This is a genomic window from Solirubrobacter ginsenosidimutans (assembly GCF_027587205.1).
The window spans coordinates 26950-52250 of sequence record NZ_JAPDOD010000061.1; the positions used below are offsets into that span (position 1 = coordinate 26950).

Sequence of the window (25301 nt, forward strand, 5' to 3'; positions counted from 1 at the left end):
ATGCCCGTCGTGAACCGCGAAGTCGTCCTCCCCGTCCCTCGCGAACGCGCCTGGGAGCTGATCACCGAGCCGTCCGAGCTCGAGGAATGGCTCGGTGAAGAGGTCGAGTTCGAACCCGAGGAGGACGCGCCGCTGCGCGTCACCGACGGCGGCGAGACGCGCGAGGGCTTCGTCGAAGAGGTCACGGAGTTCGAGCGGATCGTCTTCCGCTGGGGCGATTCCCGTGTCGAGTGGATCCTCGAGGACGCGATCAGCGGCGGCACCCGCTTCCTCGTCACCGAGCACCGCTATGCGGCCGACACGGTCGCATGGGGCCCGAAGTTGATGGCGCTCGCCGGAGCGTCGCTGCTGTGCCCGGCGTAGACGAGGTCTTCTTCGCACTGTCGGACCCGACCCGCCGCCAGGTCCTGCGCTCGGTCGCCCAGCGCCCCGAGCTGACGGCCTCGCGGCTGGCCGGCGAGCTGCCGATCACCCGCCAGGCGGTCGCCAAGCACCTCGCGGCGCTCCAGAAGGCGGGGCTGGTCGAACCCCGCCGGGCGGGAAGGGAGACCCGCTACACGCTCACGCCGGCGCCGCTGGTCGACGCCATGGGCTGGATGGTGGACGTCGGCGCCGAGTGGGATCAGCGCCTCGCACGTCTGGCCGAGCGCGCTCGCGGGTAGGTCGAAGGCCGCATGCCTGCCGCCCTCGTCACCGGCGCCGCCTCAGGGATCGGCCGAGCCGCCGCGGAACGCCTGATCGCTGATGGCTACGACGTTCTCAGCGTGGATCTGCGCGACGACGGGCCGGGGGTCGCGTACGCCGCGGACCTGACGACCCGCGAGGGCAACGCGGGTGCCGTGTCAGCGGCGATTGACGCGTTCGGCCGATTGGACGTGATCGTCGCCAACGCGGGGATCCAGCACGTCGCGCCGGTCGCGGAGTTCCCCGAGGATCGCTGGGACATGATCGTCTCCCTGCTGCTGACGAGCCCGTTCCTGCTCGCCAAGTACGCGTGGCCGGCGCTGGCCGCGTCGGGAAGCGGGCGCTTCATCGTCGTCGCCTCCGTGCACGCGCAGGTCGCCTCGCCCTACAAGGCGGCATACGTCTCGGCCAAGCACGGCGTCCTCGGCCTGGTCAAGACGCTCGCGCTCGAAGGCGGCGAGGCCGGGATCACCGCCACGGCGGTCTGCCCCGGCTACGTCCGCACACCGCTCGTCGAGGCGCAGCTTCCCGATCAGGCTCGGCGGCACGGCATCAGCGAGGACGAGGTGCTCGAGAACGTCATCCTCGCCCCGCACGCGGTCAAGCGCCTGATCGAGCCGGACGAGGTCGCGGCCACGATCGCCTTCCTGGCCGGACCGAACGGCGCCGCGTTCACGGGCGTCCCCGTGACGATGGACCTCGGATGGACCGCCCGGTAGACCTGTCCAACCGGCTGGTCGAGCTGCTCGAGCACGCCGTCCGCGCCTCCGAGCCCGAGGTCGCGCTGCACGCGCTCTCCGCGCTGCGACGCGAGCTGGACGCCTTCGAGCGCGTCCAGGCCTGGCGCGCGCTCGACGCGGGCAGCTCGTACGGCGCGGTCGCCCGCGCGCTCGGCATCTCCCGCCAGGCCGCGCACCGGCGCTACCGCGAGCTCGCGGCCGCGACCGAGCCGCCCAACGGCGCCTCGGAGCCTGCCCGCCTGCGCGTCGCGCCCGAAGCCCGGGCCGCCGTGCAGCTCGCAGGCGAGGAGGCGGCTGCGCTGGGCGCCCCGCGGATGGGCTCCGAGCACCTGCTCCTCGGCATCCTGCGCGCCGGTGACCCGATCGCCTCCGCCGCCCTGCGCGCCGGCGGCATCACGCTCGAGAACGCGCGGATGGCCGCGCAGCCGACGCTGGCGGGTGAGGAGCCGCCCGACGACCGCGCGTCGCAGGTCACGGTCTACGCGCGCAAGGTCTTCACGGACGCGCTGCGGGCGGCGGCGGCCGAACCGGGGCACGTGATCGGGGTCACGGACTTGCTGAAGTCGGCGTTGAGCGACCCGAGCGGGGGCGCGTGCCGGACTCTGGAGGCGCTGGGCGTGGATGTGGCGGCGTTGCGCGCGTCGCTCTGAGGGACTTGCTCCGGGTGGGGGGAGACAGAAAGCGCCTTCTCACGCTCGCCGATCCGCCGGCGGCGAGGGGGGTGTGTAACCAGAGCTGCCTCTCAGGCAGTTCTCGTTCCGCACCCCTCCCGCGCGCCAACTCGACCAGTGCGAACCTGATCGAAACCCGCGCACGGACCCTCAAACGCGCACGGTCGACCAGGCGACCTACTCGCGCACGTTCCGCGCCGAAGGCACCCGCTCCAGCACCTCGGCGTCGGTCAATGGGAAGTGGCACGCGGCCAAGTTCCCCCCCGCCTTGGCCTCCAAAGGCGGGTCGTCGGAACGGCAGATCTCCTCCGCCTTCCAGCAGCGCGTGTGGAAGCGGCAGCCGGGGGGCGGGTTGGTCGGTGAGGGGACGTCACCCATCAGGACCTGGCGCTTCTTGGCCTTCGCCAGCCGCGGGTCCGCGACCGGGACGGCTGACATCAGCGCGCCGGTGTAGGGCATCCGCGGGTGGGCGTAGAGCTGGTCGGACGATGCGAGCTCGACGATGCGCCCGAGGTACATGACCGCGACGCGATCGCACATGTGGCGCACGACCGAGAGGTCGTGGGCGATGAAGATCAGCGTCAGGCCGAGGTCGCGCTGGAGCTCGCGCAGCAGGTTGAGCACCTGCGCCTGGATCGAGACGTCCAGTGCCGAGACCGGCTCGTCGGCGACGATTACCTTCGGCTTCAGGGCCAGCGCACGCGCGACGCCGATGCGCTGGCGCTGACCGCCGGAGAACTCGTGCGGGTAGCGGTTGTAGTGCTCGGGGTTGAGGCCGACGGTGTCCATCAGGGCTTGGACCGCGACCTTGCGCTCGGCCTTGGTCTGCTTGATGCCGTGGATGACGAACGGGTCGGCGATGATCGTGCCGACCGTCTTGCGGGGGTTCAGCGACGAGTACGGGTCCTGGAAGATCATCTGCATCTCGCGGCGCAGCGCCTTCAGCTCCGCGCCCTTGATCGACGCGATCTCGCGGCCGTTGAAGTTGATCGAGCCCGCCGTCGGGTCGACCAGGCGCAGCAACAGCCGGGCGGTCGTGGACTTGCCGCAGCCCGACTCGCCGACGAGGCCCAGCGTCTCGCCGCGCATGACGTCGAACGAGACCCCGTCGACGGCCTTGACCGCGCCCACCTGCCGGCGGAAGAACCCGGCGTTGATCGGGAAGTGCTTGAAGAGTTCCCGGACCTCCATCAGCTTCTCGCCGGGGGCGGCGGGGTTGGAGGCGGTCTCGCCGGCGGGGGCGCTCATACGGCCTTCTCCTCCATCACGTCTTGCCGTGCGTCATCGGGCTTGATGCCCTGCTGGAGCTCGCCCCAGAGCTTGCGGCGGGTCTCCTGCGGCAGCAGGCAGGCGACCGAGTGGTTCGCGGCGCCGGGCACGGGATCAAGCGTCGGATCCGTGTGTTTGTGCGCCTCGCGCACGTACGGGCAGCGGGGGTGGAACGAGCACCCGCCGGGCAGGTTGATCAGCGACGGCGGGCGGCCGGAGATCGGCACGAGCTCCTCGCCGCGAGGCGAATCCAGCCGCGGGATCGACGACAGCAGGCCCCAGGTGTAGGGATGCTCGGGCGCCGCGAAGATCGTGTCCGTGTCGGCCTTCTCGATGATCCGGCCGGCGTACATGACCGCGATCTCGTCCGCCATCTCGGCGACCACGCCGAGGTCGTGGGTGATCACGACGACCGCGGTGTCGAACTCGGACTGCAGCGTCTCGATCAGCTCGAGGATCTGCGCCTGAACGGTCACGTCGAGCGCGGTGGTCGGCTCGTCGGCGATCAGGAGCTTGGGGTCGTTGGCCAGCGCCATCGCGATCATGGCGCGCTGACGCATGCCGCCCGAGAACTCGTGCGGGTAGGAGTCGGCGCGCTTGCGCGGCTCGGGAATGCCGACCAGCGAGAGCATCTCGACCGCGCGGTCCCACGCCTGGGCCTTCGAGACGTCGCGATGCGCGCGCACGCCCTCGGCGATCTGCGTGCCGACCTTGTAGAAGGGATGCAGCGAGGACAGCGGGTCCTGGAAGATCATCGCGATGTCGTTGCCACGCACTGCGCGCAGGTCGTCCTCGGACGCGCCCAGCAGATCCCTGCCGTCGAAGCGCACCGCTCCGCTGATGCGGGCGTTGCGGGCGCGGGTGAGACCCAGCATCGTGAGCGAGGAGACCGACTTGCCGGAGCCCGATTCGCCCACGATCCCGAACGTCTCGCCGCGATCGACCGTGTAGGAGATCCCGTCGACGGCCTTGACCAGGCCGTCCTCGGTCTCGAAGTGGACCTTGAGGTTCTCGACCTCGAGGAGGGGAGTCATCTAGTACCTCACCCGGGGGTCGATGAAGGCGTACAGGATGTCGACCAATAGGGACATCATCACGATGAAGAACGCGCCGACGAGCACCGTCCCCTGGATCACCGGCAGATCGCTGTTGTTGATCGCGTTGAACGCGTAGCGCCCGATGCCGGGGATGTTGAAGACGGTCTCGGTGAGGATCGCACCGCCGAGCAGGATGCCGATGTCCAGGCCGAGCAGGGTCACGATCGGCGTGATCGCCGCTCGTACGCCGTGGCGGAAGACCACGCGGCGCTCGCTGAGCCCCTTCGCGCGGGCCGTGCGGATGTAGTCCTCCTGCAGCGTGTCGATCAGGTTGCCCCGGAGGAATCTCGCGTACACCGCAGCGAACGCCGCCGCGAGGACGCACCACGGCATGATCAATGCCTCTGCCTTCTCGGGGAAGGTGGTCGCGGAGTTGTAGGCGGAGTTGCCCGGCAGGATCGGGAACTTGCCGATGTCGTCAGCGAAGAGGTAGAGGGCGACGAGCCCGAGGAAGTAGACCGGGGCGGAGATGAAGATCAGCGCGATGCCCATCGCGAGGCGATCCATCCAGGAGCCGGTCTTGACGGCGGAGAGCACGCCGATCGGGATGCCGATCGACAGCCACAGCAGCACCGCGCCGGCGGTCAGGAACAGGGTGGTCGGCAGCCGCTTGAGGATCTCGGGCAGCACGTCGGCGTTGTTCTGGTAGCTGAAGCCGAAGTAGACGCCGTTGTGGCCGACGAACGGCAGCAGATCGCCGATGTAGTTGATGAACTGCACGGGCTTTGACTTGTCGAGCCCGAGCTGCGCGCGGATCGTCGCGACCAGCTCCGGGGTCGGCTGGCGGCCGGCGCGGGCGACGGCGGGGTCGCCGGACGGCAGGACGCTGAAGATGACGAACGTGATCAGCGTGATCACGAACAGCAGGAAGACCACCCAGATCAGGCGGCGGGCGATGTATGCGGCCATGGCCTGTGCCTACCTCGACCGCGAGCTCTTGGGGTTCAGCGCGTCCTGCATGCCGTCACCCACGAGGTTGAACGCGAGCACGGTGAGCAGCAGCGCCATGCCCGGGAAGAACATGTACCACCACGCGGAGGCGAAGATCGTCGACGCGTCGGAGAGCATCTCGCCCCACGACGCCTGCGGCGGCTGGACCCCCACCCCGAGGAACGACAGCGACGCCTCGAGCAGGATGTTGGCCGGGATGAACAGCGTCGTGTAGACGATGATCGGCGCGACGAGGTTCGGCAGGATCTCGCGGAAGATGATCCGCTTGTTGGACGCGCCGAGCGACTTGGACGCCTCAACGAACTCCTTCTCGCGCAGCGAGAGGACCTGGCCGCGGATGATGCGCGCCACGTACGGCCAGTTGGAGATCACGATGATCGTGACGACGACCGTCAGGCCGGGCTCCAGCGCGCCGCCCAGGCACCCGTCCTTGGTCGAGCACGCCGACGCCAGGCCGAGGCCCAGGAGCAGCACCGGAAACGCCAGCAGCACGTCGATGAGGCGGGCGATGCCGGTGTCGATCCACCCGCGGTAGAAGCCGGAGATCATCCCCATCGTCACGCCGATCATGACCGACAGGCCGGTGCCGACGAACGCCACCAGCAACGACACGCGGGCGCCGTCGAGGACGCGGGAGAAGATGTCGCGCCCGAGCCCGTCGACCCCGAAGAGGTGCTCGCTGCTGGGCCCGGACGGCAACCCGAAGTCGTCCAGCGCGTCCGTGTTGCCCACGTTCGGGGCGGGCGTGTCGAGGATCTTGCGGATCAGCGGCGCGAAGATCGCGACCAGGATCAGCAGCACGATGAACGTAAGGGCGGCCAGCGCGACCTTGTCCTTGCGGAAGCGTCGCCAGAAGAGCTGCAGCGGCGAGCGCGCAGCCACCTCAGATTTACCGGCGACGATCTGATCGACGCCGCTGTCCTCGGCCTGCAGCAGATCGCTGGCGCCGGTTCCCGTACTCAACTCAATTGCTCCCCTCGGGTGGGCTTGCTCCCCTAGTTCCCCGAACCGGTCAACAAACTACACCTTGCGCACCGGTCGATCCGGTTCCACATACCCTTCTTCGCGGCCCTCGTAGCTCAATGGATAGAGCACGCGCCTCCTAAGCGCGGGATGCAGGTTCGATTCCTGCCGGGGGCATCCGTACGCTGCGCGCGTGCAAGATGCCATCCAAGTGTGGGCGCAGGCCGCCGCGCGGGCCGTCGAGAAGACCATCGGGGAGCGACCCGCCGCGCTCATCAGTGTGCGGTTGCGGCGGGACGACCCCGCCCCTGAGGTCATGTTCGCGGGCCCGGGGGACCTTGCGGATCGCGCCGCGGTGCGCGATGACTTCTTGCCTGGGCGGTTTCCGGGTGGGTCGGTGCGCGACCACCTGAGCCCGGCCGGCGAGCGCGCCTTCACAGCGCTCGAGCACCTCGACACCGAGGTGCTGGCGGACGCCCTGCAGGAGCAGTTCGACGCCGCGCCCTGGACCGCGATTGTCAGCGGCCGCGGCGACGCCACCGAGCGCGCTCGTTCGCTCCTCGGGCCCGAGCGGATGGAGGCGTTGTTCGGCCCCGAGCCGCGCACGTACCCCAAGGTCAGCGCCGCACCCACCTCACGGGCTGAACTCGCCGAGCTGGTGCGGGCCTTCGAGCTGCCGGACCGGTTGGTCGAGCAGGCGCGCTGGGGGCTCGCGCTGGTCGCGGGCGGCACCGGAAGCAGCCGGCTCGGAGGGCGGCCCGACCTGCCGGGTGGCGCGTGGCCGCTCAACGAGGGCCGCGGGCTCACGCACCTGGCCTCGATCGCCCTCGATGAGCTGCCCGAAGTCGAGGGCCGTGAGGATCTCCCGGCAAGTGGCACACTCGTCTTCTTCGCCGACTTCAGCGAGGAGTCCGAAGGCTGGGGCCCGGCCCAAGGCGACGATCCCGTGGTCCGCGTCGTGTACGTCGCCGCCGGAGCCGCGACGACCGTCGCCGAGCCGCCGGACGAGCCGCGCGACGAGCGCGACGTCCCGGTGCTGCTCGCGGAGCGGCGAGTGCGCTTCGAGCCGGTCCTGACGCTGCCTTACCCCGACGACCTGTCAGAGGACGAGTGGGAGGCCCACGAGGCGCTCACGGGCCAGATCGAGGCGCCCGACCACATACTGCTCGGCCATCCGGTGTTCATCCAGGAGGACCCGTGCGAGCCGGGCGAGGTCAGCCTGCTCGCACTCAACTGGGACGAGGACCTCGGCTTCATGTACGGCGACGGCGGCCAAGTGACGTTCTACGGCGCGCCCGGCGACTTCCGCGCCGGGCGCTGGGACCGCCTGAAGGTGATCCCGGACTCGTCCTAGGCGCGGTCCGGGCGGTCCGGGTAGACGTCGTCGATCGTCGCCAGCGCCTCATAGGGGGCGTCGGAGGACGCCAGGGCGATCTTCGCGGCGCCGCCCGCGAGGCGATCGAGGACCGAGACGACGCCGACGACGTCGTAGCCCTCGGCGCGGACCGCCTCGATCGCCTGGACGGTCGAGCCGCCGCTGGTCACCACGTCCTCCACGATCAGGCAGCGCTCGCCCGGGTCGAGCGTCGGGCCTTCGATCTTGCGCTGGAGCCCGTGGGCCTTGGCCTCCTTGCGCACGAAGAAGGCCTTCACGTCCGCTCCGCCCGCCAGCGCGGCGCAGGCCGGGGCGTCGGCGCCCATCGTCAGGCCGCCCACCGCCGTCGCCTCCCATTGCCGGGCGAAGCCGGCGACGAGCTCGCTCAAGGCGGCGAAGCCGGCCGGGCGCAGGATCGCCCGCTTGGCGTCCACGTAGTACTGCGCAGTCGCCCCCGAGGTGAGCGTGACCTCGCCCACGATCAACGCGTGGGCGCGGAGTTCGGCGATCAAAGTGTCTTTTGCTGACATCGACCTGGACACTAATCGGCCTCGCGGCCGTAGACTGGCTACGTGGAGCACCACTTCGGTGAAGCGCCGGACTTTGCGTTGGGCATCGAAGAGGAGCTTCTTCTCGTCGATGAGACGGATCTCCGTCCGGCCAACATCGCATCTGACCTCGTCGCCCGCGTGAGCACGGACGACGGCTCGATCATGAACGACCTCTACGAGGCGCTGATCGAGACCTCGACCCCGGTCGTCAGCAGCGCGCCCGAGGGCATCGAGTATCTGGCCCGGCATCGCGAGCAGCTGCGCGAGGCGGGCGCGGCGTTCATCGGCGGCGGCCTGCATCCGGATGCGGCGTTCGGGGACGTCGTGCACGTCCCGCTCGAGCGCTACGAGCGCATCCACGACGAGATGCGCGGCCTCGTCCTGCGCACGCCCACCGCGGCAGTGCACGTCCACGTCGGGATGCCGGACCCGGAGACCGCGATCGCGGTCTTCAACCGCCTGCGCGCCCACCTCCCGCTGCTTCAGGCGCTCGCCGCTCATTCGCCCTTCTGGCACGGCCGGGATTCCGGCATGGCGAGCGCCCGCGCGTTGACGTTCCGCGCGTTCCCGCGCTCGACGATCCCCCCGCCGTTCGACGACTGGACCGACTACGAGACGCTGGTCGCCTGGTGCGTCGAGGCCGCTGAGGTCGAGGACTACACGTACCTGTGGTGGGACATCCGCCCGAGCCCGAACCTGGGCACCGTCGAGGTGCGCGCGATGGACGGGCAGGCGCGGCTGGCGACCGTCGGCGGGCTCGCCGCGCTGATCCACGGGCTCGCCGTGGCCTGCGCCGACGGCAACGAGGAGCGGATGCCGCCGACCGAGGCGCTCAAGGAGTCCTCCTTCCGCGCCGCGCGCGACGGCCTCGACGCGACGATCTGGTGGCGCGGCGAGATGCGCCCGATCCGCGAGGTCGCGACCGACGCGTTGGAGCTCGCGCGCCCGTACGCGCGCGATCTCGACGGCGAGGATGCGCTCGAGGAGATCGAGCGCATCGTGCGCGAGGGCGGCGGCGCGGACCGCATGCGCGAGGCCCACGCCGCCGGCGGCATGCCGGGCCTACTGGCCCGGCTCGCCGACGAGACCTACGGCTCGACCCAGACGACGTCGCCGATCCGCAGCCAGTCGTAGATCGACCGGGCGTTCGGCACCGGCACCCGCAGGCAGCCGTGGCTCGCGTTGTACGCGGGCACGTCGGCGTAGCCGTGGATGGCGTAACCGCGGATGAAGTAGTTCGAGTCGACCATGCCCTTGGCGTTGGTGCCCGGCGTCTTCATATAGACGCGGAACTTGCCCTGGACGGTCGGCGTCGAGGGCTTCCCCGAGGACGTGTGGTAGATCCGCTCGACCTTGGATCCGTTGATCAGCGCCAGCACCTGCTGGTTCAGGCGCGCCTCGACGTGGCGGCCGTCACCGGGGTGGCGGACCTTGAAGACGCCGCGGCCCTTGAGCATCCCCGAGAAGACGTCGGGGGTGGCGATGTAGGTGCGCGAGTACCCCGCGACCTTGCGCCACGCCATGATCGCCCGGCCGGTCGCCCCGTCGTAGACGCCGGAGCGCGACGTGACGTAGTGCAGGGCGGCGAGCCTTTCCTGCAGGTACTTGACCGCCGGGCCCTTGGAGCCCGGACCCGCGTATGCGCGGACGACGTTGATCCGCAGCGGCTTGGCCACCGTGGTCACGAGGCCGGGCGTGGCGCGGTGCGAGACCTTCAGCGTCAGCCTGGCCGAGACCTTGGAGCTGACCTTGAACTGGGCGACGCCGGCGGTTCCGCCGTTGACGGCCTTGAACTTGAGTGACTTGACCTGCAACTTCTTCGAGCCGCGATAGACGCGCAGGACCGCGCCCTCGTTGGCGACGAACGGCTTCATGACGACGCGCGCGGTGAACGTCTGCCCCGTGAGGGCGGCAGGGGTCTTCCCGCTCAGCCCCCCGAGCACGGAGACGGAGAGCTTCGCCGTCGCCGCGGGCGGCGGGGTGGGGGCGGGCGTGGGAACGGCCGGCGGCGGCGTGGGAACCGGATCGGGCGGCGTCTGTGCGGCGGCCTGGGCGGGCAGCGCGAGCGCCATCAGCAGCGCGAGCGCGGGTCGTTTCATACGGCCCCCGCGGACCGGGCGGAGACCGCGGTGGCGCAGCCGGCGACGACGCCGACGCTGCCGACGACCACAACGGCGAAGAGCAGCGGATCGAGATCCACCGTTACACCGAACGTGATCGAATTGTTCAGGGCGTGGAGAGCCATACCGGGAATGATGGACTGTGTGCGCCAATAAAGGAGGCACAACCCGACCCCGAACGCGCCGAGCGCGATGAGCTGAATCGCTTCAGCACCGCCCGCGTGGCCCAATCCGAAGACGATGCCGTCGAGGACCGCGGCCCACGCGACCCCCATCCGGCGCGAGAAGGCGGTGAACATGAAGCCCCGGAAGAAGAACTCCTCGGCCACCGGCGCGAGGACGCAGATCAGGATCGCCCAGGGAATCAGGACGGAGAGACCCGACTCCGCCTTGAGGTCGGTGACGAGCGTCTGATCCTCGGGCTGGCCGAAGATCGCGGCCAGCAGCAGGCTCACCAGGTAGAACCCGGCCATCACCGCCGCCGCCCAGCCGAGGGCGCTCTTGAGCTCCTGCGGCCGGCGCAGGCCGAAGTCCGCCGGCCGCGCGCTCCCGAGCGAGAGCTTGACGCCGATGTAGGCCGCGAAGATGAACACGAGGTCCTGGAAGAACGTCAGCGCCTGCGTCCAGCCCACGGGGAGGTCGTTCGCGTCCTTGATGGTCGGGTCCGACGCCGAGACCACGCCGTAGATCGCCAGGCCGAACAGGCTGACGATGACGAGCACGGCGAGCAGCGCCACGAACGGGACCCACACCGGCACCGAGAGCGGACGGGGCTCCGGCGGGGGCGCGGGCGGCATTTCGGGATACGGAATCAAGTCGCGAGCAAGGGTATGAGCTCCGCAAGCGTTCTGACCGTCGTGAGCCCGTCGAGCTCGACCGGGTTCTCATCGCGCACGATCAGGATCGGGCGGATCCCGGCGGCGAGCGCGCCGGCGACGTCGGCCTCCGGCGTGTCCCCCACGTGCCACGCATCCCCGGCGGCCACCCCCGCGATCCGCAGGGCGGCAGCGAAGATCGCGCCGTCGGGCTTGGCCGAGCCGACCTCCGCGGAGGCGACCGCGCCGTCGAGGAGTTCCGCCAGCCCGGTCTTCAGCAGGCGCTCGTGCAGCGACCAGTCCCAGTTGGACACGACCACCGTCCGGATCCCCCGCTCCCGCAGGCCGCGCAGCGCCGGGGCGCTGTCCGCGTAGGCGTAAAAGCGCAGCGACGCCATCAGCGCGTCGAAGGCGATGTCGAGCGCGAAGGGCAGGTCCATCGCCGCGGCGCAGCGCCGGCGCAGGTCGTGCAGCGCCGCCGGGTCGGTTCCCTCGTGCAGGTGCGCCCGGTAGTACGCGATCTCGGCCCGGGTCGCGGCCTGCGCGCCCGCCTCGCCGATGTCGGTGCCCGTGCGCGCCAGCAGCGCGGCGCGCAGGTGCGGCGCGGGCGGCTCGAACGTCAGCAGCGTCCCGAGCGCGTCGAGCAGGATCGCGCGCGGTGTACTTTCCTGCGCCATGGCTGACGCGGATGCTGGCACCTGGATCAACGCCGCGCTCTCGATCCTGATCGCGTTCACGGTCGCGACGCTGATCGATCGCGCCTTCCGCGGCCGCGCGGCGCGCCTGGCGGCCGAGAAGACCGGGCTCTCGCGCGAGGGCGCCACCCGCCTGCGCTTCGTACGCCGCCTGCTCTACGCGACGATCGTGGTGATCGGGATCACGATCGCGCTGTCCGGGTTCACCGGCATCTCCCAACTGGCGACCAGCCTGCTGGCCTCCGGCGCGATCGCCGCCGCGATCGTCGGCTTCGCCGCCCGCCAGACGCTCGCCAACTTCATCGCCGGGATCATGCTCGCGATCACGCAGCCGCTGCGGGTCGGCGACTGGGTCTCGTTCGAGGGCAACTACGGGGTCGTCGAGGACGTGAGCCTCAACCACACGGTCCTGCGCACGGCCACGGAGCAGCGGATCGTGATCCCGAACGAGAAGCTCGCGGGCGGGATCCTCAAGAACGACACGCTGGTGGTCGACCTCGTGGCGCTCGACGTCGTCGTCTGGCTCCCGCCCGAGGCCGATGTCGAGCTCGCGATCGCGGCGCTGCACGACGAAACCGGCCAGGACGTGAGCGTCGCCGAGATCGTCCCCTGGGGTACGCGGCTCGCCGTCGGCAGCGATCCGGTCAGCCCGCCGGACAAGGCTTCAGCCGAGGCGGCTCTGCGCCGACAATGCTTGCAACGGCTCCGCCACGAGGGGCTGCTCAGGGGAGGTTTAACCGACCCCGCCTAGAATCCTTCGTTCGCCCTTGAGTCATTCTGCGCGCATACGGCGGCGCCGTCAGGGCGCCCATTACGGTCGGTGGATCGCTCTCGGCGTCTTCGTCGTGCTCCTCCTGGCGGCCTCCGTGGCCGGTGCCGCGGTCACATGGGTGCTGCGCACGGCCAACTCCGCACCCGCCCTCTCGAGCCTCAAACAGAAGGACCCGGGCGGCTTGACGGAGGTCTTCGCCTCCGACGGCAAGACCCGGCTCGGCTTCATCCAGTCCGACGACCTGGTCCGCGAAGTCGCGTCCAATCAGTTCCCGAAGGTCCTCAACGAAGCGACCGTCGCGATCGAGGACGAGCGCTTCTACAAGCACAAGGGCGTCGACTACGAGGGCATCATCCGCGCCGCGGTCAAGAACGCCACCGAGCACAAGACCGTGCAGGGCGGCTCGACGCTGACGATGCAACTCGTCCGCAACCTCTACACCCAGGACGACACGCGGTCGGGCCTGGACGGCTACAAGCGCAAGATCAAGGAAGCCAAGCTCGCGCGCGACCTGGAGGCCAAGTACTCCAAGGCGTGGGTGCTCGGCAAGTACCTCAACACCGTGCCCTACGGGACGGTCGGCGGCCAGTCCGCGATCGGCGCCGGCGCGGCCGCGCGGCTCTACTTCGACAAGCGCGTCCAGGACCTGACCCTGCGCGAGGCCGCGATGCTCGCGGGCATGCCGCAGGCGCCCTCGACCTACTCGCCGGTGCTCAACCAGAGCGGGACCAAGCAGCGCCGCAACGAGGTCCTCGGCAAGATGGCCCAACTCGGCTACATCTCGCAGGCGACGGCGCAGAAGACCATGAAGCAGGGCCTCGGCCTGCACATGGACGGCTACTTCCGCAAGGCGCGCGAGCGCTACGTGCTCGACTACGTCCAGTCCGAGCTGATCAAGGAATACGGCCGCAACGCCGTCAAGCGCGGCGGCTTCAAGGTCTATACGACGATCGACCTCAAGAAGCAGAAGGAGGCCCGCGCGGCGATCGCCAACAAGCTCGCCGGGATCGGGCCGTCCTCGGCGATCGTCTCGATCGATCCCGCCAACGGCAACATCGTCGCGATGGCGTCGTCGGAGCAGTACGGCAAGTCGAAGTTCAACCTCGCCGCCCAGGGCCATCGCCAGCCCGGCTCCTCGTTCAAGGTGATGGTGCTGCTGACCGCGCTGCGCGAGGGCGTGAACCCGAACTCGACCACGTACACGTCGACCTCGCCGATCGAGCTCAACGATCCGCCCTGCGGCTCCGCGGCCAGTCCTTGGCAGGTCAAGACCTACGGCGGCAAGGGCGCCGGCAGCATGAACCTCGTTCGCGCCACGCTCGCCTCCGACAACTCCGTCTACGCGCAGCTGACCTCGGACCTCGGTCCGGACAAGGTCAAAGAGACGGCGCGGATGATGGGCATCAAGTCAAAGCTCAACGGGTTCTGCGCCGAGTCGCTCGGCGGCCTCGAGGACGGCGTGTCGCCGCTCGAGATGGCCAGCGCCTACGCCACGATCGCCAACGGCGGGTACCGCAATCGCCCGCGGATGATCGAGAAGGTCGTCGACCGCGACGGCAAGAAGGTCAAGCTTCCGCCGCGCTGGCGCGTGCACCGCGTGAAGGCCTTCTCGGACGGCGTCACCTACGAGGCGACCAAGATCCTGCAGCAGAACATCCAGGGCGGCACGGGCACCCACGCCAACATCGGCTGCCCGGCGGGCGGCAAGACCGGCACGACCGACAAGAACATCGACGCGTGGTTCGTGGGCTTCACGCCGCGGCTGTCGACGGCGGTCTGGGTCGGCTTCCCCGGCTCCACCGCGACGTCGATGAACGGCATGTACGCCCCGACGGGCGGCAACATCGACGGCGGCACCTACCCCGCGGACATCTGGGGCGAGTACATGAAGCAGGCCGTCGGCAAGTTCTGCGGCGACTTCAAGAAGCCGACCGAGCCGTTCCAGAGCCAGCCGTTCTCCGGCCACTACGCCAGCAGGGGCGGCAAGGACGACAAGGACAAGGACAAGGTCGATCCCGACGCGCCCGGCATCGCGCCCGGAACGCAGTCCGCCCCCGGTGACGACTCCCAGGGCGGCACCGAGAAGAAGCCCGCCGACAACGCCAATGGCAACGGCAACGGGAACTTCGATCCCAACGCCTACGAAACACCTCCGCAACAACCGCCGAGCGGGACCGACGGCGGCGGGACGCAAGCGCCCACCGACGGCTAGCCCCAACCGCTCAGGACTGGTACAACTTGCGCCGTCAGGGCCGCCGGGCGCGGTCATGGTGGTATGCGGGAAGGCAGTGCCGGCAGCACCCCTCGCGCATGCTGGATCCAAGAGGAGTGCTGTCAGATGGCTACTGGTGTCGTGAAGTGGTTCAGCGACGAGAAGGGTTTCGGCTTCATCACGCCCGATGACGGAGGCAAGGACGCGTTCGTCCACTTCTCCGGGATCTCAGGCGATGGCTTCCGGACGCTGGCCGAGGGCGCGAAGGTCGAGTTCGAGCTGGGCGAGGGCACGAAGGGCCCGCAGGCCACGAACGTCAGGGTCATATAGCTTTGGCGAAGGAAGACAAGGTCGAGTTCGAAGGTGAGGTCGTAGAGGCGCTCCCGAACGCCATGTTCCGGGTGCAGCTCGACAACGGCCACGAGGTGCTCGGCCACGTGGCCGGCAAGATGCGGCGCTTCCGCATCCGCATCCTCCCGGGCGACCGCGTCCGGGTCGAGGTCTCCCCGTACGACCTCAACCGCGCGCGGATCGTCTACCGCCATCGGTGAGCTCGCGCTGATCGGAGCGATCCGGGACGTCCTCGCGGTCCGTCCCGGGTCCCGCGTCGTGCGCTGGATCGGCGACGACGCCGCGGTGGTCCGCGCCGGCGGGTATGCCGCCGTCTCGACGGACGTGATGGTGGACGGCACGCACTTCCGGCTTGGCCAGGCGACGCCGGAGGATGCCGGCTGGCGCGCACTCGCGGGTGCGCTCTCAGATGTGGCCGCGATGGGAGCCGCGCCGGGCGAGGCGTACCTGTCGGTCGTCCTCCCACCGTCGCTGGGCGACGAGGACGTGATCGCGGTGCACCGCGGCGCCGAAGCGCTGGCGCGCGAGTGCGGGGTGACGATCGCGGGCGGGGACCTCGCACGCGGGCCGGCGCTGACACTCGCGGTGACCGTCGTCGGGTGGGCGGAGACGGCGGACGCCCTCGTGGGCCGCGATGGCGCGCGGGTGGGCGACCGGGTCGGGGTGACCGGGACGCTGGGCGCGGCGGCGGCGGGGCTGGCGATTCTCGATGGAGCGGCCGGACCGCAGGAGCTGGTCCAGCGCTACCTGCGCCCGCGCCCGCGGCTGGCTGCGGGGCGGGCGCTGGCAGACGCGGGGGCGAGCGCGATGCTCGACCTGTCTGACGGACTGGCTTCGGACGCACGGCGGCTCGCCGAGACGAGCGGCGTGCGGATCGAACTGGATGCGTCGGCGCTGCCTCTCGCCAAGGGGGTAGCGGAGGTCGCGCGAGCGCTGGGTCTGTCGCCGGCGAAGCTGGGCGCGACCGGCGGAGAGGATTTCGAGTTGTGCGCCTGCATCGCACGGTCCTGCGACACGGCGGAGCTCACCTGGATCGGCGAGGTGGTGGATGGGCCTCCGGATGTGATCTGGAAGAACGCCCCGCCAGGCTCGGAAGCCTGGCGGGGATACGAGCACTAGCTGGCTAGTTCCGCCAACCGCTCACTTTTGCGCCCTGTCCTCGAGAAGGAGACGCTTGAGGATCGCCGCGGCGACAGCTTTGCTGTCCACCGTGTAGGTCCCGCGCTCGATGCTCGCTTGGAGCTGTTGCACTTTGGTCACCGCACCATCCTTGGGAGGGGGCGATGGGGACGAGCGTTCAAAACGCCGTCCACCGTCGCGAGCCGGGCCCGTCACCCGGGCTCGCGGTACATATCGGACTTCCGACACCGTCATATGAGCCTCATCGTCCTGCGTCGGACAATGGTCGATGGGGTCGTCGCCCGATGTCACGCCGCGGCGCCGCGCGGGACCGCTCGGATGAGCCTCGCAAACACCACGATTCGCTTTGCCGCCGAATAGAGCGGATGGCACGCCGAGAGGATCAGCCGGTCGTATGAGACGCGCTGGGTGACCCACACGGCGGTCGGCGCGACGATGCGGGTGCGCTCGACCTTGTAGGTGAACCGCCCGTACGGCATCACCACGTTGATCTCGTCCCCGGGGCGGACCTTGTCGATCTTGCGAAACGGCGCGCCGTAGGTCGTGCGATGCCCGGCGATGGCGACGGTGCCGCGCTGGCCGGGCAGCGGCGTGCCGGGGTAGTGGCCCGGGCCCTTGCGCAGATCCCCCGCGTCGGTGCCCTCCACGACCACCGACGACAGCCCGATCCGGTCGATCAGGATCTTGCCCACGGCATCGCCCTCGTGGGTCTTGCGGTCCAGCGAGCGGGCGGCGAACGCCAGCCGGCGCTCCGGGTCGGGGAGCTTCTTGAGCGCCTTCTCCTCGACCGGGGTCGGCTTGACGCGCTCCAACCGGTCGAGCTGGTCCTGCAGGTCGCCCTGCTGGAACTGGGCGTAGAGCGAGGAGACGGGCTCCTCCCAGACGAGCGTCGCACCGGCGTCGGCCAGCAGCAGGCTGCCGGAGACGATCAACAGCGTGGAGAGCAGGCGCAGCGTCGAGCGGACGCGGCTGCGGGTGGCGACGGTCATCGGCGCAACGCCGATTCGGTGCCGCCGAGCGAACCCGGACCGGCGTAGCTCAAGGGCCCGCGCGTGCTGATCGACTTGCCCGCGGGCCCGTCAGCACCCAGCCGGCGGCGGGCGAAGAGCACTCGCATCACCCCGGCGAATGCGGCCAGGACGCCCGCCAGCAGCAACGTCGACCACAACCCGGAACCCGAGGCCGCCGCGAGCGCGGCACCCCACGCCAGGCCGAGCGGGCCGAGGTCGAGCGCGAGCTTGTAGTAGACGGCGATCAGCACGATCGGCGCCAGGCCGGCGAGCACGGCGACGAACGCGGGCCAGCGGCGCCAGCCGCCGGCGGCGAACAGCCAGAGATGGGTGGCGAGGAGGAGCACGCCGGCCGCGTAAGGGTTCATCGCCCAGGTAATCGCCGCGAGCGCGCAGATCCACACCCCGGACGCGACAGCGAGCCCGTCGACCCCGGGAACCGGCCGCGCGCGGCGCGAGGGAACGCCATCGGCGTCCGGCTCGCCGGCCGTCATCCGGCCCGCGCCCAGCGCGGCGGCGGCGAACCGGGCGAGCGCGCACGCGAGCGCACCGGCCAGCAGCGCAGAGCCCATCGCGACGTAGCCGCTCGTGTCGAGCGTGTAGAGGTGCGGTAGCACCGGCCCGTCGGGGACCTCGATCACGTCCGCGGCGCCGAGCACGCGCAGCCACAGCCACGCCACGGGCAGCGGAACCGCGGCGACGGCGAGCCACGCGAGCCAGGGGCCGATCGGCACCCGCCGGCGGCGCGCGCGGAAGAAGGCGTCCAGCGCTGCGAGCAGCGCGGGCAGCAGCAGCGAGCCGACCACCAGCCGGACGCCCCAGTCCGGCAGGACGTTGCGCAGCGTCACGATCCCCTTCGGCGCGTCTCCGAACGCGGGTCCGTCGCGCGGGCCGGCGGCGTCGATGGCGCCGACGGCGTCCAGCGCCGCCTTGCCGAAGGCGTCCATGCGCGTCTCGAGGACCCGCTCGTCCGCGGCCGGGCCGCGCTCGCCCGATTCTGAGAGGAGCGCGGCCGGCAGACCCTCGCCGCCGATCGCGCCCTGCTCGGAGACGGTGATCGGCAGCGCGCGCCGGATCCACTGGCCGAGCGCCCTCGGGCCACCCGCCTCACTGCGGACCTCGCGCCGGACCGAGGCCTGCAGCGTGCGCTCGAGACCCAGCGGCGTCGGTCCGGCGCTCTGCGGCCAGCCGACGACCCACGGCTTGGCGAGCTTGGTCCCCGCCATGTCGCCGAGCACGATCACGCCGTCCACCTGGTCGCCCCCTTCGCGTTTCGCCCAGTCGCGGGCGCCCGCGAAGCCGGTCGTGGACCCGGAGGTCGAGACGAGCACCAGCGTCTTGCGCAGCTCGCGCGACTTGAGCACCCGCGCCAGCTCGAGCAGCGTCGCGGTGCCGGACAGATCGGCGAGACCCTTGCCGTCGCGGTGTGCGAGGACGACGATCCGGCGCTCCGATTGCCCGGGCCGGGTGGCGATCACGGTGGTCAGATCGCCGGCGCGGCTCGGCGTGATCAGGCGTTTGACCGTGAACGGCGCGCGCTGGCCCGCGTCGTCGGGCGCCTTGAAGACCTGCTCGACGAGGTCGGCCATCCGGTTGTCTCCGGACGACCCGGCGGTGCGATCCGGGAAGGCCTGCGCGAGGCCGTTCAGCGACTGCGGTTCGGGGTTCGCCCCGCTTCCGAAGGCACGCGACGCGGTGAAGGCATCCGAGGGCAAAGAGGTGCGTGCGGGGTCCGGTCGATCCGCGAGCGCGAACGCGGCAATGAACAGCGCAAAGAGCGCTGGCAGGAAAGCGGTCCGGTACACGCGGGCATCCAGCACCTCCGTCGAGGTTAATCGGTTAGCCCCCATCTATCCTCTCATTGCACAGGTCATGGCAGACCGAGCCCCGAGAATCCTCCTCGTCGATGACGAGCAGCCGATCCAGACGCTCCTGTCCTTCCCGCTCCAGCGCGATGGATACGAAGTCGTGCAGGCGGCAGACGGCGCAGAAGCGCTGGCGCGCTTCGACGAGCAGATCTTCGACCTCGTCGTTCTCGACGTGATGCTGCCGCGGATGGACGGGCTGGAGGTGTGCCGGCGGCTGCGCGCCAAGGGCGAGACCGTCCCGATCATCATGCTCACCGCCAAGTCCGAGGAGATCGACAAGGTCCTCGGTCTCGAGCTCGGCGCGGACGACTACATCACCAAGCCCTTCTCGATGCGCGAGTTCCGCTCGCGGGTGAAGGCGGCGCTGCGACGCTCGGGCATGGCGCGCACCGACAGCGACGACGAGCGCCCGATCGACGTCCGCGGCCTGCGGATCGACCCCGGCAAGCGCACCGTCGCGCGCGAGGGTGAGATCGTGGCCACAACATACGTCGAGTTCGAGATCCTCCTCGCGCTGGCCCGCTCACCTGGGCGGGTGTTCACGCGGGACATGCTGCTGGCGCGGGTCTGGGGGGACTCCGCGTATCGCGACCCACGCACGATCGACGTGCACATCCGCCACCTGCGGGAGAAGATCGAGGTGGATCCGAAGGAGCCGGAGTACCTGTTCACGGTGCGCGGCGTCGGATACCGCTTCCGCGACGAGGAGGGGTAGGGGGCGTTGCCGGGGCTGCGGTCGCTGCGCAACCGGCTGGCCGTCATCTTCGCGCTGATCATCATCGGCGCGATCGGCACGATCTATCTCTCGGTGACTCCGCGGCTGGAGGCGTCGCTGACATCGCAGCGGCTCGACCAGGTGCGGGCGAGCAGCACGCAGTACACGCCGGACGTCGGCAAGTTCTTCTACACGCCGCGCGAGTTCTACGGCGACAAGCCGGTGCCCACGAAGGACGGCGCGCGCGACATGCAGCGCATCCACGCCGACCGGGATGCCGCCGTCCGCCGCTTCGCGGAACGCATCGGCACCGAGATCATCGTCATGGCGTCGCGCGAGGCGGGGGCGTTCCTGGTCTCGGACTCGACGCCCGACGGTGGCGCGACGAGCCGGGACGTCCAGGACGTGACCCGCGAGGCCGTCAGGACCGGCCGCCAGGCGTCGGCCGTCGTCACGACGCAGAACGGGCGGATGACGCTCGCCGCCAAGCCGATCGTCGACGAGCGCATCAAGGACGGCAAGTACGTCGCGGTCTTCGCCGACTCGCTCTCCGACGTGCAGGACAACGTCGCACTGATCCGGCGGCAGGTGCTGATCTCCGGCGGCATCGCGCTCGTGATCGCCATCCTCGCGGGGTACCTGGTCGCGCGTGCCCTGGCGGCGCGCGTCAAGCGGCTCGAGCGGGCGGCGCGCAAGGTCGCCTCAGGCGACTTCTCGCAGCCGATCCGCGCGGATTCCGAGGACGAGCTGGGCCAGTTGGCGGCCGCGTTCGACGACATGCAGTCGCAGTTGGCGCGGCTGGACCGCGCGCGCAAGCAGTTCATCGCCAACGCGTCGCATGAGCTGCGGACGCCGATCTTCTCGCTCGGCGGGTTCCTCGAGCTACTCGCCGACGAGGACCTCGACGAGGAGACCCGGCGGGCGTTCCTGGCGCAGATCCGCGGGCAGGTCGATCGGATGCGCAACCTCGCGGTCGAGCTGCTCGACCTGTCGCGGCTGGAGGCGGGCGCGCTCGAGCTGCGACCCGAGCCGACTGACGTGGGCCAGCTGGCGCGCGAGGTCGCGGCGGAGTTCACCCCCGCCGCGGCACAGCACTCGTCCAGCGTGACCTTGAACCTGCGGCCCGAGCCGATCGAGCTCGACTGCGATCCCGAGCGCGTGGCCCAGGTCCTGCGGATCCTGCTGGACAACGCGCTGCGCCACACTCCGCCCGGAACCGGGGTTCAAGTTTCGGCCGCCCGCTCCAACGGGCACGTTCGGCTGGAGGTCTCCGACGCCGGACTAGGGATCAAGCGCCAGAACATGCCCCACATCTTCGAGCCGTTCTTCACGTCCAACGAGCAGGCCGCCGGCGGCGCCGGGCTCGGCCTGGCGATCGCCCGCGAGCTGGCGGAGCGGATGCACGGTCGCCTCACCGTCCGCTCGGGCCCGGGCCGGACGACGTTCTCCCTGGTCCTGCCGTCATGACCCGGCGGCTCGCCGTGGCGGGCGCGTTCGTGGCGCTGCTTGTGGCCGGGTGCGGGGACAAGGGGTCGAGCACCGCTTCTAAGGAGCCGTCGCCGACCGCTTCGTCGCGCGACGAGGTCGTCGCCTCGATCGGCTCCGAGGGCGGCTTCGACGCCCAGAAGATCTACCGCGACGAGGCGCCGGGCGTCGTGACCGTGCTCTCGCAGTTCGGGTCCGAGGGCGGCGAGGGGTCGGGGTTCGTCTTGAACGGCGACGGCGAGATCGTCACCAACGCGCACGTGGTCACCACGGGCGAGGGCAACGCGATCAAGCGCGCTTCGGCGGTCTACGTGGAGTTCGCCGATGGCAACCGCGTGGGCGCGAAGGTGCTCGGGCATGACCCCAACGCCGACGTCGCGCTGCTGCGGGTGGACACCAAGGGCCTGACGCTGAAGCCGCTGCCGCTGGGCGACAGCGAGAAGGTCGTGGTGGGTGAGCCGGTGGCGGCGATCGGATCGCCGTTCGGGCAACAGCAGTCGCTGTCGGTGGGGATCGTGAGCGCGATCGACCGCTCCGTCGCATCGCTGACCCAGTTCGCGATCTCGGGCGCGATCCAGACCGACGCGGCGATCAACCCGGGCAACTCGGGTGGTCCTCTGGTCGGCTCCGACGGGCGGGTGATCGGGATCAACCAGCAGATCCAGTCGAAGTCCGGTGGCGGCGAGGGCGTCGGGTTCGCGGTGCCGATCGACGTCGTCAAGCGCTCGGTGGGGCAGCTGCGCGACGAGGGCCGGGCTCGCTACGCCTACCTCGGCGTCTCCTCCGTCCCGTTGTATCCGCAGCTCGTCGACCACTTCGGGCTGAAGGTGGAGAAGGGCGTGTGGGTCCAGGAGGTCACGCCCGGCGGGCCTGCCGCTCGCGCCGGACTGCGCGGCGGAAGCGGCCGCGAGGTCTTCCAGGGTGTGCCGTTCGCCCGCGGCGGCGACGTCATCACCAAGGTGGGCGATGACGCGATCACGAACTCCGACGACCTCTCGAGCGCGATCTCGCGCTTCAAGCCTGGTCAGACCGCGGACGTCGAGATCCACCGCGGTGGCGACACTCAGACGATCAAGGTGAAGCTCGACGAGCGTCCGCTTGGCGGCTGAGGTGCTGTTGGTTACCTCGCGGTGGCGCCCGCGCGTAGAACGCGTCCCGTCCGGATATCGTCAAGGTTCATGACCGAGCAACCGGCCCTGGTCCTGGTCTCCAACCGAGGCCCCGTGACCTATCAGGACGACGGCTCGGTCAAGCGCGGCACGGGCGGGCTCGTGACGGCGCTGACCGGGCTGGCCTCGCACCGGGACGCGATCTGGATCGCCTCCGCGATGACCGACCACGACGTCGACGTCGCCCGCGAGCACGGCGGCAAGCCCTTCGAGGTCGAAGCGCCCGAGGGCGGCTCCTTCCGCGTGCGCTTCGTCGAGTCCGACGACGAGGCCTACGACCGCTTCTACAACATCATCGCCAACCCGATGCTGTGGTTCATCCAGCACTACCTCTGGGACCTCAGCAACGCCCCGGACATCCGCCGGCACGAGGTCGTCGCCTTCGAAGAGGGCTACCAGCAGGTCAACCGCGACCTGGCCGAGGCCGTCATCGACGAGATCGAGGGCCGCGACGAGCCCGTCGTCATGGTCCACGACTACCACCTCTACACGCTGCCGGCGATGGTCCGCGAGGCGCGGCCGGACGTCTTCCTGCACCACTTCGTCCACATCCCGTGGACCCAGCCGGACGCCTGGCGCGTGCTGCCCACGCCGATGCGGGATGCGATCTACCACGGCCTGCTGGCCAACGACATCATCGGCTTCCACACCCGCTCCTACCAGCGCAACTTCCTGCAGTGCTGCCGGGATCTCTTGGATCTCGAGGTGGACTTCGAGCGGGGCGTCGTGGTCTGCGACGGGCGTGAGGTTTGGGTGCGCGCGTACCCGCTGCCGATCGACTACGAGGCCACGCGGGCCGTCGCCCGGCGCCCGCGGGTGCGGGAGTACGAGGAGCGGGTGCTGTCGCGCCGGCGCGAGTACTCGATCCTGCGCGTGGACCGCGCGGATCTCTCGAAGAACGTCCTGCGCGGGTTCACCGCCTTCGACATCTTCCTCGAGCAGCATCCGGAGTTCTCCGAGCGGATCACGTTCACCGCGCAGCTGATGCCCTCGCGGACCGACGTGCCCGAGTACGCCGAGTACCTGGAGAAGATCGAGGCGCTGGTCGCGGTCGTGAACCATCGCCACGGCACACCCGACTGGATGCCGATCGACTTGAAGCTGCGCGACGACCTCGACGAGGCCGTCGCCTCCTACAAGCACTACGACGTGATGATGGTCAACGCGATGTTCGACGGCATGAACCTCGTGGCCAAGGAAGGGCCGCTGGTCAACGAGCGCCACGGCGTCTCGATCCTGTCGGAGAACACCGGCGCCCACGAGGAACTGGGCGAGTTCGCGCTGAGTGTGAACCCCTTCGACGTCCAGGAGCTCGCGGACGCGATCTACTCCGCGCTGATGATGTCCCCCGAGGCGCGCGAGCGGCGGGCGCGCGGCCTGAAGGAGATCGTCACCTCCCGCGACCCGGGCGACTGGATCGACGAGCAGATCGCGGACATCCGCGCCAAGGCGGGCTCACCGTCCGCCACGCCCGGCTGACCCGCCACTTCACCCACCCTCGAACCCGAACTCGCCGCTCGCGCCGCGCTGCGGCGCCGCGATGGCCGGCGGGGGCGGGGGCGGGGGCGGCGCGGCCGGCGGGCCGGCGGGCGACGTCGCCTCGTCGCGCGAGCCGGCCCGCTCCGGTTTCGCGCCGTCGCGCGTCTTCGCCCCGCGTGACCTCGTCGGCCGACCACGCGATCTGGCCCGGCGATGACCTTTGGCCCGGCGCTGCGCCTTGGCTCCGCGGCGTCCCTTCGCCCCGCCGCCCGACTTCGTGCCGGTCCGAGACTTCGGCCCACCTCGCGTCTTGGCGGCTCCCCCCTTCTCGGCGGCGGGCGGGCCCTGGTCACTCACCAACGGACGGGCCGTGTCCGGGGGTAGCGACGGGGCGGTGGCGGTGACGAGCGGCCAGACGACGACGGCGGCCAGGGCGGTCAGTACAGCCACGGCGAGGGACACATTGCCCCATCGAATTCGCCGCAGGACGTCGCGCCGCATGCTCTTGATAGGCACGCAGGCGGGCGGGTTCGCCCCACGTTGCTACCGTGAGGACCGCAATGGCGAGCGGACAGCACATCTACGACCTCACGCTGCTTCTCGACCCGGCTGTTGAAGCCGAGCGTCGTGAACAGATCGTGGCGGACATCGCGGACCTTATCGATCGCACCGGCGAATTCATCGGACGGCACGACTGGGGTTCCCGTCAGACCGCCTATGAGGTGCGTAAGAAGGCCGAAGCGGACTACCACCTCATCCAGTTCCGGGGTGAGAACGAGCTCCTCGAGCAGCTCGACCACAATCTCAAGATCACGGACGGCGTCCTGCGTCACCGGATCATCAAGCTGCGGCCGGGCACGCCCGATCCGCCGGACCTGCGCCCCTCGGCGACGCCCACCACGGCGCCTCCTGCCGAGCCGGTTCCTGCCGAGCTCTAGTTAGTCCCGCTGGTTTCACTTTCGCGCGCGTCCTTTGGGCGCGCGCTTTGTGTTTAAGGGACGAACGTCAACTGCGCCGGGTGGGGGAGGGGGAGTGGCGCACCCTCCGGGACTGACTCGCCGCCGTCCGCCGCTCGGCGCGGCTCTGTTTGCCCGAAATCTCGCGCTGGGATACCGACAGTTACGGGCGTGGGCTGGTCAGTGTGTCCCGCACTCGCGGTTGTCCCGGTC

At 70.2% G+C, this 25301-nt stretch carries 27 protein-coding genes and 1 tRNA gene; 17 read left to right on the plus strand and 11 right to left on the minus strand.

The features are described 5' to 3' along the window. Genes OM076_RS38450 through OM076_RS38465 form a run of 4 tightly spaced genes read left to right on the plus strand, consistent with a single transcriptional unit; the run spans position 1 to position 2074 of the window. Positions 1–363, plus strand: coding sequence for an SRPBCC family protein (locus OM076_RS38450; RefSeq protein ID WP_270045492.1), 363 nt, complete (start codon positions 1–3; stop codon positions 361–363). Beyond that, on the plus strand, positions 351–662 hold the full coding sequence (locus tag OM076_RS38455) for an ArsR/SmtB family transcription factor (protein ID WP_270045493.1): 312 nt from the start codon (positions 351–353) through the stop codon (positions 660–662). The genes OM076_RS38450 and OM076_RS38455 overlap by 13 nt, the downstream gene beginning before the upstream one ends. Before the next feature lie 12 nt (positions 663–674). After that, positions 675–1403 carry an SDR family oxidoreductase gene (locus OM076_RS38460; protein WP_270045494.1) on the plus strand — a complete coding sequence of 243 codons (729 nt, stop codon included), beginning with the start codon at positions 675–677 and terminating at the stop codon, positions 1401–1403. Then, positions 1388–2074 carry a Clp protease N-terminal domain-containing protein gene (locus OM076_RS38465; protein ID WP_270045495.1) on the plus strand — a complete coding sequence of 229 codons (687 nt, stop codon included), beginning with the start codon at positions 1388–1390 and terminating at the stop codon, positions 2072–2074. Before OM076_RS38460 ends, OM076_RS38465 begins: the two co-directional genes overlap by 16 nt. Before the next feature lie 198 nt (positions 2075–2272). Here the strand turns inward: OM076_RS38465 and OM076_RS38470 are convergent, their stop codons facing one another. From OM076_RS38470 to OM076_RS38485, 4 genes are read right to left on the minus strand one after another with little or no spacing between them, the layout of a single operon-like run. After that, positions 2273–3343 (minus strand): ABC transporter ATP-binding protein, encoded by a 1071-nt coding sequence (locus tag OM076_RS38470; RefSeq protein WP_270045496.1) that lies wholly within the window; start codon positions 3341–3343, stop codon positions 2273–2275. Then, positions 3340–4398 carry an ABC transporter ATP-binding protein gene (locus tag OM076_RS38475; protein ID WP_270045497.1) on the minus strand — a complete coding sequence of 353 codons (1059 nt, stop codon included), beginning with the start codon at positions 4396–4398 and terminating at the stop codon, positions 3340–3342. Before OM076_RS38475 ends, OM076_RS38470 begins: the two co-directional genes overlap by 4 nt. Next, the gene (locus OM076_RS38480) at positions 4399–5370 is read right to left on the minus strand and encodes an ABC transporter permease (RefSeq protein ID WP_270045498.1); all 972 of its coding nucleotides are present in this window, start codon (positions 5368–5370) and stop codon (positions 4399–4401) included. 9 nt (positions 5371–5379) lie between these two features. Further along, the gene (locus OM076_RS38485) at positions 5380–6375 is read right to left on the minus strand and encodes an ABC transporter permease (RefSeq protein WP_270045499.1); all 996 of its coding nucleotides are present in this window, start codon (positions 6373–6375) and stop codon (positions 5380–5382) included. A gap of 105 nt (positions 6376–6480) precedes the next feature. On the opposite strand from OM076_RS38485, the gene OM076_RS38490 reads away from it, so the two are divergent. Both OM076_RS38490 and OM076_RS38495 read left to right on the plus strand, forming a co-directional pair. Then, positions 6481–6552 (plus strand) — tRNA-Arg (locus OM076_RS38490). Between the two features lie 16 nt (positions 6553–6568). Then, entirely contained in the window at positions 6569–7729 is a 1161-nt protein-coding gene (locus OM076_RS38495) for a DUF1963 domain-containing protein (RefSeq protein ID WP_270045500.1), read from the plus strand. Here OM076_RS38495 and OM076_RS38500 read toward each other — a convergent pair. Then, complete coding sequence (locus OM076_RS38500; protein ID WP_270045501.1) at positions 7726–8280, minus strand: orotate phosphoribosyltransferase; 555 nt, start codon at positions 8278–8280, stop codon at positions 7726–7728. The two genes, OM076_RS38495 and OM076_RS38500, sit on opposite strands and share 4 nt — an antisense overlap. Before the next feature lie 42 nt (positions 8281–8322). Here OM076_RS38500 and OM076_RS38505 point away from each other — a divergent pair, with 42 nt between their 5' ends. After that, on the plus strand, positions 8323–9435 hold the full coding sequence (locus tag OM076_RS38505) for a carboxylate-amine ligase (protein ID WP_270045502.1): 1113 nt from the start codon (positions 8323–8325) through the stop codon (positions 9433–9435). Here OM076_RS38505 and OM076_RS38510 read toward each other — a convergent pair. Genes OM076_RS38510 through OM076_RS38520 form a run of 3 tightly spaced genes read right to left on the minus strand, consistent with a single transcriptional unit; the run spans position 9390 to position 11913 of the window. Further along, a complete protein-coding gene (locus OM076_RS38510) occupies positions 9390–10400 on the minus strand; it encodes a L,D-transpeptidase (RefSeq protein ID WP_270045503.1) in 1011 nt (336 codons plus the stop codon). The two genes, OM076_RS38505 and OM076_RS38510, sit on opposite strands and share 46 nt — an antisense overlap. Then, positions 10397–11218 (minus strand): CPBP family intramembrane glutamic endopeptidase, encoded by an 822-nt coding sequence (locus tag OM076_RS38515; RefSeq protein ID WP_270045504.1) that lies wholly within the window; start codon positions 11216–11218, stop codon positions 10397–10399. The genes OM076_RS38510 and OM076_RS38515 overlap by 4 nt, the downstream gene beginning before the upstream one ends. Positions 11219–11232: 14 nt before the next feature. After that, complete coding sequence (locus OM076_RS38520; RefSeq protein ID WP_270045505.1) at positions 11233–11913, minus strand: HAD family hydrolase; 681 nt, start codon at positions 11911–11913, stop codon at positions 11233–11235. On the opposite strand from OM076_RS38520, the gene OM076_RS38525 reads away from it, so the two are divergent. The 5 genes from OM076_RS38525 to thiL all read left to right on the plus strand — a co-directional run bounded on the left by OM076_RS38525 (position 11912) and on the right by thiL (position 16385). Further along, positions 11912–12682: a mechanosensitive ion channel family protein gene (locus OM076_RS38525; protein ID WP_270045506.1), complete on the plus strand. Its 771-nt coding sequence runs from the start codon at positions 11912–11914 to the stop codon at positions 12680–12682. The genes OM076_RS38520 and OM076_RS38525 overlap by 2 nt on opposite strands. 94 nt (positions 12683–12776) lie before the next feature. Then, positions 12777–14915: a transglycosylase domain-containing protein gene (locus tag OM076_RS38530; protein WP_270045507.1), complete on the plus strand. Its 2139-nt coding sequence runs from the start codon at positions 12777–12779 to the stop codon at positions 14913–14915. Positions 14916–15041: 126 nt separating this feature from the next. Continuing rightward, a complete protein-coding gene (locus OM076_RS38535; protein ID WP_270045508.1) occupies positions 15042–15245 on the plus strand; it encodes a cold-shock protein in 204 nt (67 codons plus the stop codon). Positions 15246–15247: 2 nt separating this feature from the next. Further along, a complete protein-coding gene (gene infA / locus OM076_RS38540) occupies positions 15248–15466 on the plus strand; it encodes a translation initiation factor IF-1 (protein ID WP_028064451.1) in 219 nt (72 codons plus the stop codon). A 10-nt stretch (positions 15467–15476) separates the two neighbouring features. After that, positions 15477–16385 (plus strand): thiamine-phosphate kinase, encoded by a 909-nt coding sequence (thiL, locus tag OM076_RS38545; RefSeq protein WP_270045519.1) that lies wholly within the window; start codon positions 15477–15479, stop codon positions 16383–16385. Positions 16386–16406: 21 nt separating this feature from the next. Here thiL and OM076_RS46555 read toward each other — a convergent pair whose 3' ends face one another. From OM076_RS46555 to OM076_RS38560, 3 genes are all read right to left on the minus strand, one after another. Then, complete coding sequence (locus OM076_RS46555) at positions 16407–16526, minus strand: flagellar biosynthesis anti-sigma factor FlgM (protein WP_270045509.1); 120 nt, start codon at positions 16524–16526, stop codon at positions 16407–16409. A gap of 167 nt (positions 16527–16693) precedes the next feature. Beyond that, positions 16694–17395: a class E sortase gene (locus OM076_RS38555; RefSeq protein WP_270045510.1), complete on the minus strand. Its 702-nt coding sequence runs from the start codon at positions 17393–17395 to the stop codon at positions 16694–16696. Further along, positions 17392–19236, minus strand: a complete 1845-nt coding sequence (locus tag OM076_RS38560) for a M28 family peptidase (RefSeq protein ID WP_270045511.1) — start codon at positions 19234–19236, stop codon at positions 17392–17394. The genes OM076_RS38555 and OM076_RS38560 overlap by 4 nt, the downstream gene beginning before the upstream one ends. Before the next feature lie 52 nt (positions 19237–19288). On the opposite strand from OM076_RS38560, the gene OM076_RS38565 reads away from it, so the two are divergent. From OM076_RS38565 to rpsF, 5 genes are all read left to right on the plus strand, one after another. Next, positions 19289–19999: a response regulator transcription factor gene (locus OM076_RS38565; protein ID WP_270045512.1), complete on the plus strand. Its 711-nt coding sequence runs from the start codon at positions 19289–19291 to the stop codon at positions 19997–19999. Positions 20000–20005: 6 nt separating this feature from the next. Further along, entirely contained in the window at positions 20006–21466 is a 1461-nt protein-coding gene (locus tag OM076_RS38570; RefSeq protein WP_270045513.1) for a sensor histidine kinase, read from the plus strand. Next, on the plus strand, positions 21463–22593 hold the full coding sequence (locus OM076_RS38575) for a S1C family serine protease (RefSeq protein WP_270045514.1): 1131 nt from the start codon (positions 21463–21465) through the stop codon (positions 22591–22593). Before OM076_RS38570 ends, OM076_RS38575 begins: the two co-directional genes overlap by 4 nt. A gap of 69 nt (positions 22594–22662) precedes the next feature. Continuing rightward, on the plus strand, positions 22663–24132 hold the full coding sequence (locus tag OM076_RS38580) for an alpha,alpha-trehalose-phosphate synthase (UDP-forming) (protein ID WP_270045515.1): 1470 nt from the start codon (positions 22663–22665) through the stop codon (positions 24130–24132). A gap of 560 nt (positions 24133–24692) precedes the next feature. Further along, the gene (rpsF, locus tag OM076_RS38585) at positions 24693–25070 is read left to right on the plus strand and encodes a 30S ribosomal protein S6 (RefSeq protein WP_270045516.1); all 378 of its coding nucleotides are present in this window, start codon (positions 24693–24695) and stop codon (positions 25068–25070) included. The last annotated feature ends 231 nt before the right edge of the window (positions 25071–25301 follow it).

What these genes read in the sequence shown, in the direction of transcription:
- OM076_RS38450 (WP_270045492.1), top strand. Translation starts at nt 1, where the DNA reads ATGCCCGTCGTGAACCGCGAAGTCGTCCTCCCCGTCCCTCGCGAACGC.
- OM076_RS38460 (WP_270045494.1), top strand. Translation starts at nt 675, where the DNA reads ATGCCTGCCGCCCTCGTCACCGGCGCCGCCTCAGGGATCGGCCGAGCC.
- OM076_RS38465 (WP_270045495.1), top strand. Translation starts at nt 1,388, where the DNA reads ATGGACCGCCCGGTAGACCTGTCCAACCGGCTGGTCGAGCTGCTCGAG.
- OM076_RS38470 (WP_270045496.1), bottom strand. Translation starts at nt 3,343, where the DNA reads ATGAGCGCCCCCGCCGGCGAGACCGCCTCCAACCCCGCCGCCCCCGGC.
- OM076_RS38475 (WP_270045497.1), bottom strand. Translation starts at nt 4,398, where the DNA reads ATGACTCCCCTCCTCGAGGTCGAGAACCTCAAGGTCCACTTCGAGACC.
- OM076_RS38480 (WP_270045498.1), bottom strand. Translation starts at nt 5,370, where the DNA reads ATGGCCGCATACATCGCCCGCCGCCTGATCTGGGTGGTCTTCCTGCTG.
- OM076_RS38500 (WP_270045501.1), bottom strand. Translation starts at nt 8,280, where the DNA reads ATGTCAGCAAAAGACACTTTGATCGCCGAACTCCGCGCCCACGCGTTG.
- OM076_RS38510 (WP_270045503.1), bottom strand. Translation starts at nt 10,400, where the DNA reads ATGAAACGACCCGCGCTCGCGCTGCTGATGGCGCTCGCGCTGCCCGCC.
- OM076_RS38515 (WP_270045504.1), bottom strand. Translation starts at nt 11,218, where the DNA reads ATGCCGCCCGCGCCCCCGCCGGAGCCCCGTCCGCTCTCGGTGCCGGTG.
- OM076_RS38525 (WP_270045506.1), top strand. Translation starts at nt 11,912, where the DNA reads ATGGCTGACGCGGATGCTGGCACCTGGATCAACGCCGCGCTCTCGATC.
- OM076_RS38520 (WP_270045505.1), bottom strand. Translation starts at nt 11,913, where the DNA reads ATGGCGCAGGAAAGTACACCGCGCGCGATCCTGCTCGACGCGCTCGGG.
- OM076_RS38535 (WP_270045508.1), top strand. Translation starts at nt 15,042, where the DNA reads ATGGCTACTGGTGTCGTGAAGTGGTTCAGCGACGAGAAGGGTTTCGGC.
- OM076_RS38555 (WP_270045510.1), bottom strand. Translation starts at nt 17,395, where the DNA reads ATGACCGTCGCCACCCGCAGCCGCGTCCGCTCGACGCTGCGCCTGCTC.
- OM076_RS38565 (WP_270045512.1), top strand. Translation starts at nt 19,289, where the DNA reads ATGGCAGACCGAGCCCCGAGAATCCTCCTCGTCGATGACGAGCAGCCG.
- OM076_RS38575 (WP_270045514.1), top strand. Translation starts at nt 21,463, where the DNA reads ATGACCCGGCGGCTCGCCGTGGCGGGCGCGTTCGTGGCGCTGCTTGTG.
- OM076_RS38580 (WP_270045515.1), top strand. Translation starts at nt 22,663, where the DNA reads ATGACCGAGCAACCGGCCCTGGTCCTGGTCTCCAACCGAGGCCCCGTG.
- rpsF (WP_270045516.1), top strand. Translation starts at nt 24,693, where the DNA reads ATGGCGAGCGGACAGCACATCTACGACCTCACGCTGCTTCTCGACCCG.